Source organism: Cupriavidus sp. JZ107 (assembly GCF_053903255.1).
The window spans coordinates 2,564,321-2,580,250 of sequence record NZ_CP096481.1 but is presented as its reverse complement, the minus strand read 5'-3'; the positions used below and the strand labels follow the sequence as shown (position 1 = coordinate 2,580,250).

Genomic DNA, 15,930 nt, shown 5'->3' with positions numbered 1-15,930 from the left:
TCTCAGGCCGCCTCGTTCAGCAGCCGTTCGACCAGCCACAGCCGATCGACGCCCCACACCGGCTCGCCGTCAACGATAAAGAAGGGCGCGCCGAAGACGCCTTGCGAGACGGCATGGTCCACCGCCGCCTCGAGCCGCCGCTTGCCTTCGGGGGAGGCGATCTCGGCCGCCAGCCAGCCGGTATCGGCGCCGACTGCTGCGGCCTCCTCCAGCACCGCATCGAGATCCGTGATGTCTTCCCCGCGCGCCCACAGCCTGGCGAAGATGCGCTGCGCGAAGCGTTTCGCCTGCGCCGGATCGCGTTCGTCCAGCGCCAGAAAGGCGCGCGATGCCTTGACCGAATTGACGCCCCGCATATCGCGCTGGACGAACGGCACGCCGAATATCCGCGCCATCCGGGGCTTGTCGAGCCGCAGGTAATCCGACTTCAGCGGCGTCTCCATCAGCGGCTTCAGACCCATGATCTTGACCACCGTGACGCCAAGCAGGAAGGGGCGCCACACCACGGTTCGGCCATGGCGGGCCGCGAGCGCATCGATCTGCGTCGAGCCGAAGTAGCCGTAGGGCGAGATGAAGTCGAAATAGAAGTCGATGGGGCTGGCCATCGCCGCCTCATTCCATCCTGATGTTCAGTTGCTCGATGGTCCGCCGCCAGTACGCGGATTCGCGCTGCACGCGCGCGCGGATCTGCTCGGGCGACAGGTCGGAGGCCACCATGCCCTGCGTCTGCAGCAGCGGTGCGAAGTCCGGCGCGTGCGTGGCGCCGCGGATGGCGGCAGCGAGCCGGTCCACCGTCGCGCGCGGCGTGGCGGCCGGGACATAGGTGGCGATCCAGTAGCCGGGCGCGGCGATATTGGGGTACCCCGCCTCGGCCAGCGTGGGCACGTCCGGGAACAGCGCGTTGCGCCGTTCGCCCGCCACGGCCAGCACGCGGATCTTGCCGGCCTTCTGCTGCACGAGCGCCAGGCTCGCCGGCGGGAACGAAAAGCTGTACCGGCCGGACAGCAGCTCCACCATCGCCGCGCCCGCGCCCTTCATCGGCACATGCTGGGCCGAGACCTTCGCCTCGCGCTTGTAGAGCTCGCCGACGACATGGCTGGGAAAGCCGGCGCCGGACGATACATAGTTGGCCTTGTCCGGCCGCTGGCGCAGCAGCGTCGCCAGTTCCTGCGCCGTCTTGGCCGGCGAATCGGCCGGCACCGCCAGCACCACGTCGCCGCCATCGCCGACGATGGCCACCGGCATCAGGTCGCGCGATGCATCGTACGGCGTGTCCGGCATCAGCGCCGGAATGGTGGTCAGCGGCCCGTCGACCGAGAACAGCACCGTATGGCCGTCGGCCTTGCTGCGCACCACCGAGTTGACGCCGATGGTGCCGTTGGCGCCGCCGCGGTTCTCGGTGACGACGCTGTGGCCCAGCGTGGTCTTGAGCTTCTCGGCCAGCGTGCGCGCCAGCGCGTCGCTGGGACCGCCAGGCGCCGCTGGCACCACCAGCGTGACGGTACGCGACGGAAACTCATCGGCCAGCGCCGCGCCGCCGCAGGCCAGCATCATCGAGGACAGGAGCGTGACGAGGGCTTTCATGCCGGGCTTCCTTCGGCTGGCACATTGCGGTCACGGTCGTCGTCCCGGGCCTTGGTGGCGTTGTCCGCGGCAAGGCGGCGCAGCTCGCCCTTGGCGACCTTGTTGATGCCGACCAGCGGCAGGCTGGCGAGAAAGCGGATCTCGCGCGGCACCTTGAAGCCCGCAAGCAGCGCGCGGCAAGCCGCGTCGATCTCGCGGGACAACGCTTCGGTCGAAGCGCTGGCATCGGTCGGCACCACGAAGGCGACCGCGACCTCGCCCATGGCGCCATCCGCACGGCCCACCACCGAGACATCGGCGACGCCCGGCACCGCGCGGACCACGCGTTCGACTTCCGCCGGCGACACGCCTTCGCCGCCGCACTTGATCACGTCGCGCGCACGCTCCAGGAACTGGATCGAGCCGTCGGCGTGGACCTTCATGCGATCGCCGGTGCGGAACCAGCCGTCGGCCGTGAAGGCGGCGGCGTTGGCTTCCTCGTCGTTGAAGTAACCGGCAAAGAGCGTCCGTCCGCGCTCGCCGAGGATCTCGACCTCGCCGACCTCGCCCGGCGCGAGCGACGCGCCGCCGCTGCCTGCCATCCGGGCTGCGTAGCCGGGCGCGACCCACCCGATGGCACCCGGTGCGACCGCCCGGTCGGCCTGTCCCAGGATGCCCGGCGCGAGCAGTTCGGTCATGCCCCACCAGCCCAGGATCGGCACGCCGAAATGCCGCTCGTACTCGGGCAGCCAGACCGAGTTGCACCACAGCCGGAAGGCGTGGGCCGGCGGCACGGGCTGGCGGAACAGCGCCGCACTGGTGAATTGCACGTGCGGCGCAAAGGTGCAGCGCCGCGCCAGCGCCACCGGCCAGAAGCGGCTTGCGGAAAAGCGTGGCAGCAGCACGATGGTGGCGCCTGCGTGCAGGGCGGGCAGCACGCTCCAGGCCAGCCCCACGACGTGATAGAGCGGCAGCGGGACCAGCACGATATCGGAGGGCAGCAGCCCGATGCCGGCCGCACACGATTGCGCCGCCCACAGCGCGTTCGCGCGCGACCAGACCACGGCCTTCGGGCGCGACGAGGTGCCGGACGTGAACATCATGCTGCCGGGGGCAAGCGGGTCCAGTCGCACGCGTTCGACCGGGGCATCGTGCAACGACGCGAAGCCTGCCGTGTCGTCGGCATCGCCGGCGTCGATGACGATCTGCCAGCGCAGGCGGTGTGCCCCGGCACCGGTGGAAGGGGGCGTACCGGGCAATCCGCGCTGCGTGACGATGCCGACCGCGCCGGTGTGGTCGGCGAAGAAGGCCAGCTCGTCGGTAGCCGACTTGGGATTGAGCACCACGCAGACCGCGCCAATCCAGGCGCAGCCGAACCAGGTCAGCAGGAACTCGGGACAGTTGTTGGCATGCAGCAGCACGCGATCGCCGGGCCGCACGCCGCGCTGGGCGAGTCCGCTGGCGACGCGGCGGACGTCATCGAGGAAGGCCCCACGGCTCCACTCGCGCCCGGCGCCCTCGAATGGCTCCCAGGCCAGCAGCAGCCGATCCGGTTGCTCGCGCGCCCGGGTTTCGAGCAGGTCGACGATATCGTCCATGGGCCTCCCGCCACATGCTGCTCGGAGGAAAGAGCGCACGGGCAAGGCCCAGTGTACGGAGGGGACATCCCCATGTCATATGCCGTTTTATCGCACCGGCTTAACACGGGGTTATGGACCGGGCGTGGCCGCCCGGCCCGCAGCGCTCTGTCAGTACAGCGTCTGGCGGATCCGCTGCGGCAGTTCGGCGTCGTAGGCGCGGCCGTCGATGGCATCGCGGCTCAGCGTCGCCAGGATGGTGCCGGTGCTCGGCAACGCGCTGCGCGGAATCTGCGCTTCGGGCGACCACAGCCGCGAACGCACCAGCGCGCGGGCGCACTGGAAGAACGCCGAGCGGATCGCGATCAGCAGCACCGTGGAGGGGGCTTTGCCGTCGACCGTGCACTGCGCGATCCGCTCCGGATCGGTCGAGATCGTCGCCGTGCCGGCCACGCGCAACGTCTCGTCGACGCCCGGCACGAGGAACAGCAGGCCGACGCGCGGGTCGGCGAGGATATTGCGCAGGCTGTCGATGCGGTTGTTGCCGCGGCGGTCCGGCAGCAGCAGCGTGCGCTCGTCCAGCACCTTGACGAAGCCGGGCGCATCGCCGCGCGGCGAGCATTCGGCCATGCCGTCGGCCACCGTCGACAGCAGGCAGAACGGCGAGGCCTCGACGAAGGCGCGATAGTGCGGATGCAGGTAGTCGACTTCCTTGGCCAGCGAGGCCGGCGCGGGTTTGCCGTAGTGCGTTTCCAGGTCTGCCAGCGTGGCGATGGTGTGATCGGTCATGGCGGATGGGCGGTCGAGCGAGGTGGAGGAGCGGGGCGGCCGCGGGTTGGTATTCCCGACGGGTGGAGCGTTCGGGCGGTGCGCGGCATCGGCAAGTCTACAGCGTGACGGTGCCCCGGCCGATTTCGATCACGCGGCCGCCGACGCGGATCGCGCCCTCGCCATCTTCGGTATCGACTTCCAGCCGCAGCCGGCAGGGCCGCTCGACCAGATCGCCCTGGGCAATCTCGTAGCGCGCCGGCAAGGCATGGCCGGTGGCGAGCAGCCAGCCGCCGAGATTCGCGCAGGCCGAGCCGGTGCCCGGGTCCTCGGCCACGCCGCCGCCCTGCTTGGTGAAGAAGTAGCGCGCGACCACGCGGCCCGGCTGCTGCGGATCGAAGGCGAACAGATAGGCGGTCTTGCGGCCGAGGCTGCTGGCGGGCCAGGCGTCCAGGCGGCTGCCGTCGGGCACCGCGCGGCGCACGGCGTCGGGGCTGCTGAGCGGCACCAGCAGCTGATCGGCGCCGGTATCGACCCAGATCGGCGAGCCGGCCAGATCGTCGGCCCGCAGTCCGAGCAGCGCGGCGACTTCCGCATCGGGCAGTGGCGCCGGCGCGGTCTTCGGCTGGCCGCGATGCGGCGCGGTGAAGGTCCACACATCGCCTTGCGCGCGCACCGGCACGACGCCCGCCTTGAACTCGAGCGTCAGCGCATCGCCGGTGTTGCGCAGCGCCCGTACCGCGTGGGCGGTGCCCAGCGTCGGATGGCCGGCGAAGCGCATCTCATAGCCCGGCGTGAAGATCCGCACCATCGCGTCGGCCCGCTCCGACGGCAGGATGAAGGTCGTCTCGGACAGGTTGAACTGCAGCGCCAGCGCCTGCATGGTGGCATCGTCCAGCCCGCGGCCGTCCTCGAACACACACAGGGGATTGCCGCCGAAGGTCGATTCGGCAAAGACATTGAGCAGGCGGAAGGCGTAGGTGGGCATGGCGGTGGCATCGATAAATGACAAGCTGCCAGTGTAGGGCGATGGGCGCGCGCGGCCATGTACAGTTGACGACTCATCGATCGGGCCAGTGCAAAAAAAACGCCGGCATGGTGCCGGCGCAATGAGTGTCCAGGGGGACGGCTGTTCGGGGAAGGTCAGAACCCCACCGCCTGTCCGTCGCGACGGCTGTCGCTGGCGGCGACATAGCCGTGTTCGGCATCTTCCGACAGGCGCCAGATGAACTGGCCGGAGCCGAAGTCCATATACGGGTCCGCCACCGACTTGAGCTGGTGGCCGCGGTCCTTCAGGCCCGCAACGGTGGCCGGGTTCATCGTCGCTTCGACGTCCAGCGTGAAGTCGCGGTTGACCTTCCAGCGCGGCGCGCAGCAGGCGGCCTGCGGCTGCTGCTTGTAGTCGAGCATGCGCACCACGGTCTGCAGATGGCCCTGCGGCTGCATGTCGCCGCCCATCACGCCGAAGCTCATCACCGGCTGGCCGTCGCGCGTCATGAAGGCGGGGATGATCGTGTGGAACGGGCGCTTGCCGCCGGCCACGACGTTGGGCGACTTCGGATCCATCGAGAAGCCGACGCCGCGGTTCTGCAGGCTGATGCCGGTGCCGGGCACCACCACGCCGGAGCCGAAGCCCATGTAGTTCGACTGGATGAACGAGATCATCATGCCGCTCTCGTCGGCCGCGGTCAGGTAGATCGTGCCGCCGACCTTGGGCATGCCGAAGTCGAAATGCGTGGCGCGCTTCATGTCGATCAGCTTGGCGCGCGACTTCAGGTAGCCGTCGTCGAGCATCTGCTCGGGCGTGACTTCCATGCTGCGCGGGTCCGACACGTAGCGGTACAGGTCGGCGAACGCCAGCTTCATTGCTTCGATCTGCAGATGCTGCGAGTCGATCGAATCGACCGGCAGGTTGCCCACGTCGAAATTGTCCAGGATGCCGAGCGCCATCAGCGCGGCGATGCCCTGGCCGTTGGGCGGGATCTCGTGGATCTCGTAGCCGCGATAGGACTTGCGGATCGGTTCGACCCAGTCCGGGCGGTAGTCGCGCAGGTCGGCCATTGTCATCGCGCCGCCGCACTCCTTGCTGAAGGCGGCGATGCGCTCGGCGATCTGGCCCTCGTAGTAGTCGCGGCCGCCGCTGGCGCCGATGCGGCGCAGCGTTTCCGCGGCGGCCTTCATCACGAACTTCTCGCCGGTATGCGGCGCGCGGCCGTTCGGCATGAAGGTGTCGGCGTAGCCCGGCTGGTCCTTCAGGTCCGGCACCGCGGCGGCCCACTTGTGCGCGACGATCGGCGGCACCGCGTAGCCGCGCTCGGCGATCTCGATCGCGGGTTCCATCAGGTCGGCGAACGGCAGCTTGCCGAAGCGCTCGTGCAGCGCGGCCCAGCCGGCCACCACGCCCGGCACGGTGACGCTGTCCCAGCCGCGGATCGGCCGCTTGGCCAGCCCGTTGCCTTCCTCGCCGTACTTGTTGCGGAAGTAGTCGGGGTTCCAGGCGGCCGGCGCCACGCCCGACGAGTTCAGGCCGTGCAGCTGCTTGCCGTCCCACAGGATCGCGAAGGCATCGCTGCCCAGGCCGCACGAGACCGGCTCGACGATGGTGATCGCGGCGGCGGCGGCAATCGCCGCGTCGATCGCGTTGCCGCCCTTGAGCAGCATGCGCAGGCCGGCCTGCGCGGCCAGCGGATGCGAGGTCGATACCACGTTGCGCGCGAACAGCGGAATGCGCACGGAGGGGTAGGGATTGGTCCAGTCGAAGGTCTGCATGGCTTGTCTCTTGGCGTTGCCGCCGTGATGGCGGCTATGGTTGTCTGCCGCTTATTCCGCGGTGATGTTGCGGTCCTTGATCAGTTTGCCCCAGCGGGCGCTTTCCTTGCTGACGATCGCCGCGAACTGCGCGGGCGTGCCGCCGACCGGCTCGGCGCCGAGCTTGGCCAGCCGTTCCTTGACCTCCGGCGCCTGGATCGCCTTGTTGAACTCGGCGTTCAGCCGCGTCACCAGGTCGGCCGGCAGGTTCTTCGGGCCATAGATGCCGAACCAGGTCTCGCTGACGAAGCCGGGCAGGCCCGATTCGCCGACGGTCGGCACGTCGGGCACCAGCGACGAACGCTTCGGGCTGGTTACCGCCAGCGCCTTGAGCTTGCCGTCGCGCACGTGCGGCAGGGCGGTGACGATGCTGTCGAACAGGATATGCACCTTGCCCGAGATCAGGTCGGCGATCGACAGCGCGGTGCCCTTGTACGGGATGTGCGTCAGCTGGACGCCGGCCTGCGCGCTGAAGGCCTCGGCCATCAGATGGACCACGGTGCCGTTGCCGCTGGACGCGTAGTTCAGTTCGCCGGGGTGCGCCTTGGCATGGGCGATCAGTTCCTTGACGTTGTTGACCGGCAGATGGTTCGTCACCACCAGCAGGTTGGTCGCGCTGGCGACCTGGCCGATCGGCGTGAAATCGGTCTGCACGTTGTACGGCAGCTTCGGATGAATATGCGGTCCGATCGAATGCGTGCTGCTGGTGGCCATCAGCAGCGTGTAGCCGTCCGCCGGGGCCTTGGCGGCCATGTCGGAGCCGATCGAGCCGCCCGCGCCGGGCCGGTTGTCGACCACGACCTGCTGGCCCAGGTTGGCGCCGACCTTCTGCGCGATCGCGCGCGCCAGCAGGTCGGTCGCGCCGCTGGCGGGGAAGGGCACGATCAGGCGGATCGGCTTGGCGGGATAGCTCTCGGCCAGGGCGGGCGCGGCGGCGAAGGCCAGCGTCGCCGCCAGGCCGGTGCCCAGCAGGCGCAGCCAGGATGTCATCTCAATCTCCGTGGACGTTGTCGTTCGATGCCGGCGGACCGGCCGATGGCGCATTATTCCGTGCAGCTTTACATAATGAAAGCTAATATTTCTTTCTTTTGCCTCAAGTTTCCCTTAAGGCTGACTTCGGGCCGAGTTCGGGCCGACTTCTGGCCGACTTCAGGTCGCGCTTCAGGGTTTCATTGAACGCTGTCCCGGCCATCGGCGTGGGCCGCTTCCCCTTATGTTATGAGCACCATTCGCTTTCTTCGCACCTTTGTCGCGGTCGCCGAGCACGGCTCCTTCGCCGCCGCCGCCGGCCATGTCGCGCTGACCCAGGCCGCGGTCAGCCTGCAGATGCGCGCGCTGGAGGGCGAACTGCGGCGCGACCTGTTCGATCGGACCGGGCGCGTGGTCGTGCTCAATGCGGGCGGGCGCGAGCTGCTGCCGCGCGCGCGCCAGCTGCTCGCGCTGTACGACGAGATGCGCGCCGCGCCCGAGACGCCCGAGGCGATGGCGGGCGCGGTCGCCGTCGGCGCGGTGGTGTCGGTGATGGGCGGCCTGTCGCATGTGGTGGCCAGCATGAAGACCGAGCATCCGGCGCTGGACGTCCGGCTGGTCGGCGCCAAGTCGATCGAGCTGGCGACGCTGGTCGAGGCCGGCGAGCTCGACGCGGCCATCGTGGTGGAGGGGCCGGGCCGGCTGGCGGGGGCGCTGCGCTGGACGCCGCTGTATCGGGAGCCCCTGGTGGCGATCGCCGCGGCCGGCAGCGCCGCCACGGATGCGCGCCAGGCGCTGGCGGGGCAGGCCTTCCTGCGCTTCGACCGCACGCAGCTGACCGGCATGCTGGTTGAGCGGGCCCTGCGGCGCGCGCATCTGCGCGTCAACGAGTTCCTCGAACTCAATTCGATCGAGGCACTGGTCGAACTGGTGCGGCAGCAGGTCGGCGTCACCGTGGTGCCGCTGCTGCAGCGGGCGCGCTGGCGCGACGACGAGGCGTTGCGGGTGCTGCCGCTGGAGGCGGGCGGTGAGCCCGTATGGCGCACCATCGGCATGCTAGAGCGGCGCGACCATGCGCGCCGGCATATCACCGAGGCGATCCGCGCGGCGTGCGCGGCGCTGTTCTGCGCGCCGCGCTAGGCCGGGTTCGCATCGATCGGGACCCAAAAAAAACGGGGTGCCGGCCGGCACCCCGTTTCACGTCTTGCATCGTTGCTTCTTATTCTTCCTGGAACGCTTCCTCGCGCTTGGCCTTGATCGACGGCAGGGCCACGATCAGCACCAGGATCGCGGCGGCGATCAGCAGGCTCAGCGACAGCGGACGGGTGAAGAACACCGAGAACTCGCCACGCGAGAGCAGCAGCGTGCGACGGAAGTTCTCTTCCATCATCGGTCCGAGCACGAAGCCGAGCAGCAGCGGCGCCGGTTCGCACTTGAGCTTCAGGAACAGATAGCCCACCACGCCGAAGGCCGCGGTCTGGAACACGTCGAAGGTGGTGTTCTGGACCGAGTAGACGCCGATACAGCAGAACGTCAGGATGGCCGGGTACAGGAAGCGGTAGGGCACCTTCAGCAGCTTGACCCAGATGCCGATCAGCGGCAGGTTCAGAATGATCAGCATCAGGTTGCCGATCCACATCGAGGCGATCAGGCCCCAGAACAGCTGCGGGTTGCTGGTCATCACCTGCGGACCCGGCTGGATGTTGTGGATCGTCATCGCGCCGACCATCAGCGCCATCACCGCGTTGGGCGGGATGCCCAGCGTCAGCAGCGGAATGAACGAGGTCTGCGAAGCGGCGTTGTTGGCCGATTCCGGACCCGCCACGCCTTCGATCGCGCCCTTGCCGAACTCCTGCGGATACTTCGACGACTTCTTCTCCAGCGTGTAGGCCGCGAACGAAGCCAGCGAGGCGCCGCCGCCCGGCAGGATGCCCAGCGCCGAGCCGAGCACGGTGCCGCGCAGCACCGCCGGGACCATGCGCTTGAAGTCTTCCTTGGTCGGGAACAGGTTGGTGATGCTGTCGGTGAAGGTCTCGCGCTTTTCGCGTTGCTCCAGGTTCGCGATGATTTCCGCGAAACCGAAGATACCCATCGCCACGGCCACGAAGTTCAGGCCGTCGGTCAGTTCCGGCACGTCGAACGAGAAGCGCGCCGCGCCCGAGTTGACGTCGGTACCGACCAGGCCCAGCAGCAGGCCCAGCACGATCATCGCGATCGCCTTGACCAGCGAGCCCGAGGCCAGCACCACGGCGCCGATCAGGCCCAGCACCATCAGCGAGAAGTACTCGGCGGGGCCGAACTTGAACGCCAGTTCCGACAGCGGCGCGGCAAAGCCGGCCAGGATCAGCGTGGCCACGCAGCCGGCGAAGAACGAGCCCATGCCCGCGGTCGCCAGCGCCACCCCGGCGCGGCCGCGCCGCGCCATCTGGTAGCCGTCGATGGTTGTCACCACCGAGGACGATTCACCCGGCAGGTTGACCAGGATCGCGGTGGTCGAGCCGCCGTATTGCGCGCCGTAGTAGATGCCCGCCAGCATGATCAGCGCGGCCACCGGCGGCAGCGTGTAGGTGATCGGCAGCAGCATCGCGATGGTCGCGAGCGGTCCCAGGCCGGGCAGCACGCCGATCAGCGTGCCGAGCAGGCAGCCGAGAAACGCGTAGGCCAGGTTCTGGAAGGTCAGGGCGGTCGAGAAGCCGATGCCCAGGTTGGTTAGCAGTTCCATCTGGCGCTCCTTAGCCGGTAATGAAGGCCGGCCACACCGGCATCTGCAGATTGATGCCGTAGACGAAGGCGCCCATGCTGATCAGCACCAGCACGATGGTGTTCAGGATCGCGCCGCGCCATGTGAACTCGTGGCTGGCCATCGACGACACCAGCACCAGCACGATCACCGACAGCACCATGCCCAGCGGCTTGAGCAGCAGGCCGAACAGCACCACCGAACCGAGGATCCACAGCAGCAGCTTGATATCCCAGCGGGCCAGCTCGTCGCCCTCGCCCTTGCTGGACATCGATCCGATCAGCACCAGCACGCCCAGCAGGGCGAGCACGACGCCGAGCCAGAACGGGAAATACCCCGGGCCCATCTTCGCGGCGGTTCCCATCGAATAGCCGCGAGCGACCCAGGAAAAGCCGAATCCGACCAGGATGAACATCAGGCCGGAGGCAAAGTCCTTTTGGCTACGTATGCGCAAAATGATTCTCCTCGATTTGACAAAACTGGTGCTTGCGGTGCTGTGAGCCGCGCGTCGATGGCGCTGGTCTCATGGTGTCGCGACGGGCCGTTGCGGCGTTTGTGCAGTGCAACGAAATCGCGCGCGGCACCCTCCCCGTCCGCAGGCAGGGGGAAGGTAAGGGCGCCACCTTTCAGCCACCTTTCAGATGTCTGCAAACTTGGTCAATGTGAGGGTATCTCCCTAGGTCCCCGCCGAAGCCGCCTGACCGGTCGTACCGGAGGGCGGTGCCGTGGACCGCGGCGGTGCCGTCATGGCCGTCGGCTATCATCGGCAGCGCCGCGGCGGTCATGCCGCGCCGCCGCGCCGTCGTGCGCATTCATGCGACGGCGTACGCCGTCGTCGCCTCCTCCACCGTTACTTGCAAGGGCCAGTTTGGAAAGCATTGAACACGTGATCCTGATCGGCGCCGTGGTGATGTCGCTCGGCATCGTCGTCGGCGCCTTCTCTTCGCGCATCGGCGTGCCGTTCCTGCTGGTATTCCTGCTGGTCGGCATGCTGGCCGGGGTGGACGGGCCGGGCGGAATCCGCTTCTCCAATACCTGGCTCAGCTTCCTGGTCGGCAATTTGGCGCTGGCCGTGATCCTGCTCGATGGCGGACTGCGAACCCGGTACGAAACCTTCCGCGTCGCGTTGCGGCCGTCGCTGGCGCTTGCCACCGTGGGCGTGCTGCTGACCACCGGGCTGGTCGGCCTGTTCGCCGCCTGGGTGCTGGAGATCGACTGGAAGCTCGGCCTGCTGCTGGGCGCGATCGTCGGCTCGACCGACGCGGCCGCCGTCTTCTCGCTGCTCAACAGCAGCGGGGTGCGGCTGAAGGAGCGGGTCGCCAGCGTGCTGGAGATCGAATCGGGCATCAACGATCCGATGGCGATCTTCCTGACGCTGACGCTGATCGAGTGGATCCATGTGCCGGAAGGGCTCGGTGGCGGCGCGCTGCTGTGGCGGCTGCTGGTGCAGTTCGGCGTCGGCGGCGCGCTGGGCCTGGCGCTCGGCTATTGCCTGGCCAATGTGCTCGAGCGCATCCGGGTCGCCGAGGGACTGCAGGCGATCCTGCTGTGTTCGGGCGGCGCCATGGTGTTCGCGATCGTGCAGAGCGCCGGCGGCAGCGGCTTTCTGGCGGTGTATCTGACCGGCATGCTGATCGGCAACCGCGACCGCGCGGTCAGCCCCGACGCGATGCGGGCGATGGACGGCATGGCGTGGCTGGCCCAGTCGGCGATGTTCCTGCTGCTGGGCCTGCTGGTGACGCCGCACCGGATCTGGGACGTGGCAGTGCCGGCGATGGCGGTGGCGCTGTTCCTGATGCTGGTCGCTCGTCCGCTGGCGGTCTGGATTTCGCTGCTGCCGTTCCGCTTCAATGCGCGCGAGAAGGGTTTCATCGCGTGGATGGGACTGCGCGGCGCGGTGCCGATCGTGCTGGCGCTGTTCCCGCTGCTGCAAGGCATGCCCGATGCCGGCCTGCTGTTCCGCATCGCCTTTGCCGTGGTGCTGGCCAGCCTGCTGCTGCAGGGGACCACGGTACCGTTCGCCGCGCGGCTCGGGCGCGTGCTGCGGCCAGCGTATCCCGAGCCGCTGGCGCGCGAACGCCTGCATGGCACGCGCGCGCCGGCGATGGACCTGATGCAGTTCGAGGTCGAACCCGACTCGGCGGCGGCCGGCGTGCGCGCGGATCGGCTGGAATTGCCGCCGCGTTGCCGCCTGATGACGGTGGCCCGCGACGAGGCGCTGATGCCGCCCGAGCAGGCCGTGCTGCACGCCGGCGATACGGTCTCGGTGCTGGGGCCGGCGAGCAGCGTGCCGACGCTGGCCCGCTTGTTCAGCACGCCGGAGCGGGCGCCGGTCTGGCAACAGGTCCCGCACGACTTCGTGCTGTCGGGCGACGTGCTGCTGCGCGACGTGGCCGGACTGTACGGCACGCGCGACCTGACGCCGAGCGAATATCCGTCGACGCTCGAGGCCGCGATGCTGAACGCCTTCGCCACCCCGCCGGTGGAAGGCGACGCGATCGAGATCGCGGGACTGACCTTGACCGCGGCGCGCATGGAGGATGGCCGGATCCTGCAAGTCGGGTTGAGGCTGCCGCGGCAGGCTTAGCGCAATGCTCCCATATTGACCAATTGACGCACGGTCCAGCCCAGCACGGGGGGCAGCTTGCCGCTATACAGATCGGGCACGATCTTGCTGGCAGAGGGCTTCCTGCGTTGCACTTGCTGGCGGGACGGGTCGGACAACTCGAACTTGCCGACATCGCCTTTGGGATGGGGCATCTCCATGCCGGCGATGCGTATCGTCGAGACGACCCATTGCAGCGAGTGGGCCAGCGCGTCCAGCGCCCGGTGCACCGCCTGCAGGTCCTCGCGGTATGGCGCGACCGCGGCGTCCGGCAGATCGGCGGTATGGTCGAGGGGGACGACGTGCTCGCGCCGGATCCGGTCGATCAACGGCATCGCATTCGCTGCCGCCTCGCGCAGTTCCAGCGCCTGTCGGCGCGTGGCGTGGTTCGCGTCGAGTTCGCCTTCGTGGTTCATCGAGGCCAGCCAGCCCGGCAGTTTCGCGCTCGCGCGTTCCAGCACGTCGCAGACGGTTTCCAGCATGCCGGGCCTGGACCGGCTGCCTTCGAGCGCGTCGCGCAGTGCCCGCTCGATATCCCGCTTGACATTCCCCATCTGCGCCGCCGATTGCCGGCGTAGCTGCTCGATTTCCGCGTCCAGGCGATTCTCCAGCGCATTGGCGGTGTCGCCCAGCGCCATCGAGGCATGGCGGTCGGCATGGTCCCATTGCTGCCGCAACGTGTGGGCGAGCGCGCTGTTGCCATCCTTGTCCAGCTCCGCCAACTGCCAGTCGGTCCCGCCGTCCCGGCCGGGGCCGCCCGCATCGGGCTCGTCAATGCCGTGGTCCGCCATCCTGGCGCGATACTGGTCGCGCAGGCTGGCCCACTGCTGCAGCGAGCCGTCCAGCGTGCGGGCCGCCCTGACCGCAAGCTGCCCTTCCTGCTGCGCCACGTCTTGCACGCGCCTGGCTTCGAGGCGCCGATTGTGTGCGTTCATCAGCCGGCCGGTAATGTGGACGCTGGCCAGGTCGAGCAGGGTTGCGGCCATCGCGCCGGTCGGCACGCTGGTGGTCCAGTCCGACAGTTCGGGGAACAGGCCGCGCAGTTCTTCGAGCCGGGCTTCGGCGAGCAGCATGTCGCGGCGCACCTGCTCCATGACCTCGTGCCGTGCGCGCAGGAACGACTTGATCGCGGGAAACATGACGCCGATCACATCGGACGGGCCAAGCTCTGCGTTGCGGATACGGTCGTGCAGCGCATGTACGCCGGCCTGCCAGCGTGCCTCCAGCGGGATCGCCGGATAGCCGCCGCGCCGGTGCGACGCGTGGCCGTGGTCTTCGGCAAAGTCGTCGAGCAGCGCGGCAACGTTGTCGCAGATGGCGGCGATCGGCCAGCGTTCCCGGAAGAAGCGCGCGAACAGCTTGCGCGCGCCGTTCAGCATGGGGCGGTGGTTCAGGGCCACGGCTTCGGTTTCGCCGGCTTCGAGCGCGGCGGACAGCCACTGGAAGTCGCTGCTGTCGAGCTCCCCTCGTGTGGCTTCGTCGAACGGATACCGATCGCTGGCGCGCACGAGCGCGGCAATGGCCGCGGCCCGCTCGTGCCCATGGCCGAGGTCGTGCAGATATTGCAGGTTGCGGGCCGCGAGAAACTGCCGCAGGCAGGCGGGGTCCGACAATTTCGCGTCGACGACGCGCAGCAGTGCTGCCTCGTCCATCCGTTCGCCGCGTGCGGTATGGCGATCGACTTCCTGTTGTACGGCCACGCACAAACCCTTGACCAGATCGGCGCGGATCAGGTCGCGCTGCTTCTGCACCGCCAGGTTGCCGTCCAGTTGCGCGCGCGCATGGCTGCGGCGCTGCATCAGCGAGCGGATGTGCATCGCGTCCTGGCTCAGCGGGCTCAGTGCCAGCTCGCCATCGCAACGGCGCAGCACGTCGTGCAGCTCGCGCTCCTTCAGCGCCGCGAGCAGGCCGGTGCGGTTGGTCAGCAGATCGGTCAGCTTGTCGTCGGCTTCGTGGTCGGCATCGTCGTCGGACTCGCGTGCCAACCGGGACCGCTTTTGCGCGATGTCGGCTTCGTTCTGCTTCAGGTCGCGCACCAGCTCCCCGTGCTTCAATTCGGCCAGCAATCCCGCGACCGCGGCCTCCCGGTCGCAGGCCTTGCGTTCGCTGGGGCTCATCGCCGCCTGCTGGATCGGTCCGGCGCGCAGACGGCGATCGTATTCGCGCAGCCATCGGTCGCGTCCCGCGATGTTGTTCGGGCTCGCCAGCTCGGGGGCGCAACTGGCCAGCGTGGATAGCAGCACGGCGGGATCGCGCTGGCGCGCCCGCGTGGTTTGCGCCTGCAGTCCCAGCTTCAGCTGTTCGGCGACGTAGGCGCGGGTGGCGGGCAACGGACAGGCAGCGCCGTGGCCGACGGTGCTGCCCAGCCCGAGGCTGATGCCATCGAGCATCGCGTACAGCGGCGTGGCCGTCGCGGAATTGGCGGCCGGGGTCAGCAATTCGGCATAGAGCCGCTGATTGGCGCGATGCACGGAGAGGGAGCAACGAAACAGCTGGAACACCTGGTGCAGCGCCGCGTGGGAAAGATAGCTGCCGCGCTCGATGCGGTCTGCGATGGTCAGGCCCGGGACGCGATCGCCGGGCAGGGCCAGGCTGGCGCGGCACAGGCGCTCGCGTACCGCGGCGCCGCCCCGGCTTTCGAACGCGGCGATCAGCGCGCGCCATGACGCCCGGTTGCGCGCGGCGTCGGCGCTGATCTTGCCGATACGGAAGATCCGGTGAAGCCCGGCGCGCAGCGCCATGCCGAAACTGCTGCCGAGCTCCAGCTTGCCGTCGGCGCTGCACTGCACGTGACAGCCGCCGTGCCAGGCGGCAGGCGGCAGCGGCATGTCGAAGTCGATGTGGCAGACGGCCATGATGTCCCCCGAGGGCGTTTCGATTCGCAAGCAACCTGGTGGTCG

Annotated in this window: 12 protein-coding genes; 2 read left to right on the top strand and 10 right to left on the bottom strand. The window is 68.7% G+C overall.

Annotated elements, in window-relative coordinates; translation table 11 throughout:
* Positions 1-2: 2 nt before the first annotated feature.
* The 7 genes from M1D55_RS21300 to M1D55_RS21270 all read right to left on the bottom strand — a co-directional run bounded on the left by M1D55_RS21300 (position 3) and on the right by M1D55_RS21270 (position 7,706).
* Positions 3-605, bottom strand: coding sequence for a 2-hydroxychromene-2-carboxylate isomerase (locus tag M1D55_RS21300; protein WP_006576715.1), 603 nt, complete (start codon positions 603-605; stop codon positions 3-5).
* A gap of 7 nt (positions 606-612) precedes the next feature.
* The gene (locus M1D55_RS21295) at positions 613-1,584 is read right to left on the bottom strand and encodes a Bug family tripartite tricarboxylate transporter substrate binding protein (RefSeq protein WP_456281766.1); all 972 of its coding nucleotides are present in this window, start codon (positions 1,582-1,584) and stop codon (positions 613-615) included.
* The gene (locus M1D55_RS21290) at positions 1,581-3,161 is read right to left on the bottom strand and encodes an AMP-binding protein (RefSeq protein WP_456281765.1); all 1,581 of its coding nucleotides are present in this window, start codon (positions 3,159-3,161) and stop codon (positions 1,581-1,583) included. Before M1D55_RS21290 ends, M1D55_RS21295 begins: the two co-directional genes overlap by 4 nt.
* Positions 3,162-3,311: 150 nt before the next feature.
* Complete coding sequence (locus M1D55_RS21285) at positions 3,312-3,929, bottom strand: pyridoxamine 5'-phosphate oxidase family protein (RefSeq protein WP_456281764.1); 618 nt, start codon at positions 3,927-3,929, stop codon at positions 3,312-3,314.
* Positions 3,930-4,026: 97 nt separating this feature from the next.
* Positions 4,027-4,896: a PhzF family phenazine biosynthesis protein gene (locus M1D55_RS21280; protein WP_064572866.1), complete on the bottom strand. Its 870-nt coding sequence runs from the start codon at positions 4,894-4,896 to the stop codon at positions 4,027-4,029.
* 155 nt (positions 4,897-5,051) lie between these two features.
* The gene (gene ggt / locus M1D55_RS21275; RefSeq protein ID WP_064572868.1) at positions 5,052-6,677 is read right to left on the bottom strand and encodes a gamma-glutamyltransferase; all 1,626 of its coding nucleotides are present in this window, start codon (positions 6,675-6,677) and stop codon (positions 5,052-5,054) included.
* A gap of 51 nt (positions 6,678-6,728) precedes the next feature.
* Entirely contained in the window at positions 6,729-7,706 is a 978-nt protein-coding gene (locus M1D55_RS21270) for a Bug family tripartite tricarboxylate transporter substrate binding protein (protein WP_023263429.1), read from the bottom strand.
* 228 nt (positions 7,707-7,934) lie between these two features.
* Here M1D55_RS21270 and M1D55_RS21265 point away from each other — a divergent pair, with 228 nt between their 5' ends.
* Positions 7,935-8,825 carry a LysR substrate-binding domain-containing protein gene (locus M1D55_RS21265; RefSeq protein WP_023263428.1) on the top strand — a complete coding sequence of 297 codons (891 nt, stop codon included), beginning with the start codon at positions 7,935-7,937 and terminating at the stop codon, positions 8,823-8,825.
* 79 nt (positions 8,826-8,904) lie between these two features.
* Here M1D55_RS21265 and M1D55_RS21260 read toward each other — a convergent pair whose 3' ends face one another.
* Both M1D55_RS21260 and M1D55_RS21255 read right to left on the bottom strand, forming a co-directional pair.
* A complete protein-coding gene (locus tag M1D55_RS21260) occupies positions 8,905-10,407 on the bottom strand; it encodes a tripartite tricarboxylate transporter permease (RefSeq protein ID WP_006578404.1) in 1,503 nt (500 codons plus the stop codon).
* Between the two features lie 10 nt (positions 10,408-10,417).
* Positions 10,418-10,879, bottom strand: coding sequence for a tripartite tricarboxylate transporter TctB family protein (locus M1D55_RS21255; protein ID WP_006578403.1), 462 nt, complete (start codon positions 10,877-10,879; stop codon positions 10,418-10,420).
* Positions 10,880-11,293: 414 nt separating this feature from the next.
* Between M1D55_RS21255 and M1D55_RS21250 the strand changes: the two genes are divergently transcribed.
* Positions 11,294-13,012, top strand: coding sequence for a potassium/proton antiporter (locus M1D55_RS21250; protein WP_456281763.1), 1,719 nt, complete (start codon positions 11,294-11,296; stop codon positions 13,010-13,012).
* On the opposite strand, the gene M1D55_RS21245 is transcribed toward M1D55_RS21250, so the two are convergent.
* Positions 13,009-15,885 carry a hypothetical protein gene (locus M1D55_RS21245; RefSeq protein ID WP_456281762.1) on the bottom strand — a complete coding sequence of 959 codons (2,877 nt, stop codon included), beginning with the start codon at positions 15,883-15,885 and terminating at the stop codon, positions 13,009-13,011. The genes M1D55_RS21250 and M1D55_RS21245 overlap by 4 nt on opposite strands.
* Positions 15,886-15,930: the final 45 nt, after the last annotated feature.

Bases quoted from the DNA above. Each gene is read 5' to 3' on its own strand.
- M1D55_RS21295 (WP_456281766.1), bottom strand. From the start codon at position 1,584: ATGAAAGCCCTCGTCACGCTCCTGTCCTCGATGATGCTGGCCTGCGGC.
- M1D55_RS21285 (WP_456281764.1), bottom strand. From the start codon at position 3,929: ATGACCGATCACACCATCGCCACGCTGGCAGACCTGGAAACGCACTAC.
- M1D55_RS21300 (WP_006576715.1), bottom strand. From the start codon at position 605: ATGGCCAGCCCCATCGACTTCTATTTCGACTTCATCTCGCCCTACGGC.
- M1D55_RS21260 (WP_006578404.1), bottom strand. From the start codon at position 10,407: ATGGAACTGCTAACCAACCTGGGCATCGGCTTCTCGACCGCCCTGACC.
- M1D55_RS21245 (WP_456281762.1), bottom strand. From the start codon at position 15,885: ATGGCCGTCTGCCACATCGACTTCGACATGCCGCTGCCGCCTGCCGCC.
- ggt (WP_064572868.1), bottom strand. From the start codon at position 6,677: ATGCAGACCTTCGACTGGACCAATCCCTACCCCTCCGTGCGCATTCCG.
- M1D55_RS21290 (WP_456281765.1), bottom strand. From the start codon at position 3,161: ATGGACGATATCGTCGACCTGCTCGAAACCCGGGCGCGCGAGCAACCG.
- M1D55_RS21270 (WP_023263429.1), bottom strand. From the start codon at position 7,706: ATGACATCCTGGCTGCGCCTGCTGGGCACCGGCCTGGCGGCGACGCTG.
- M1D55_RS21265 (WP_023263428.1), top strand. From the start codon at position 7,935: ATGAGCACCATTCGCTTTCTTCGCACCTTTGTCGCGGTCGCCGAGCAC.
- M1D55_RS21280 (WP_064572866.1), bottom strand. From the start codon at position 4,896: ATGCCCACCTACGCCTTCCGCCTGCTCAATGTCTTTGCCGAATCGACC.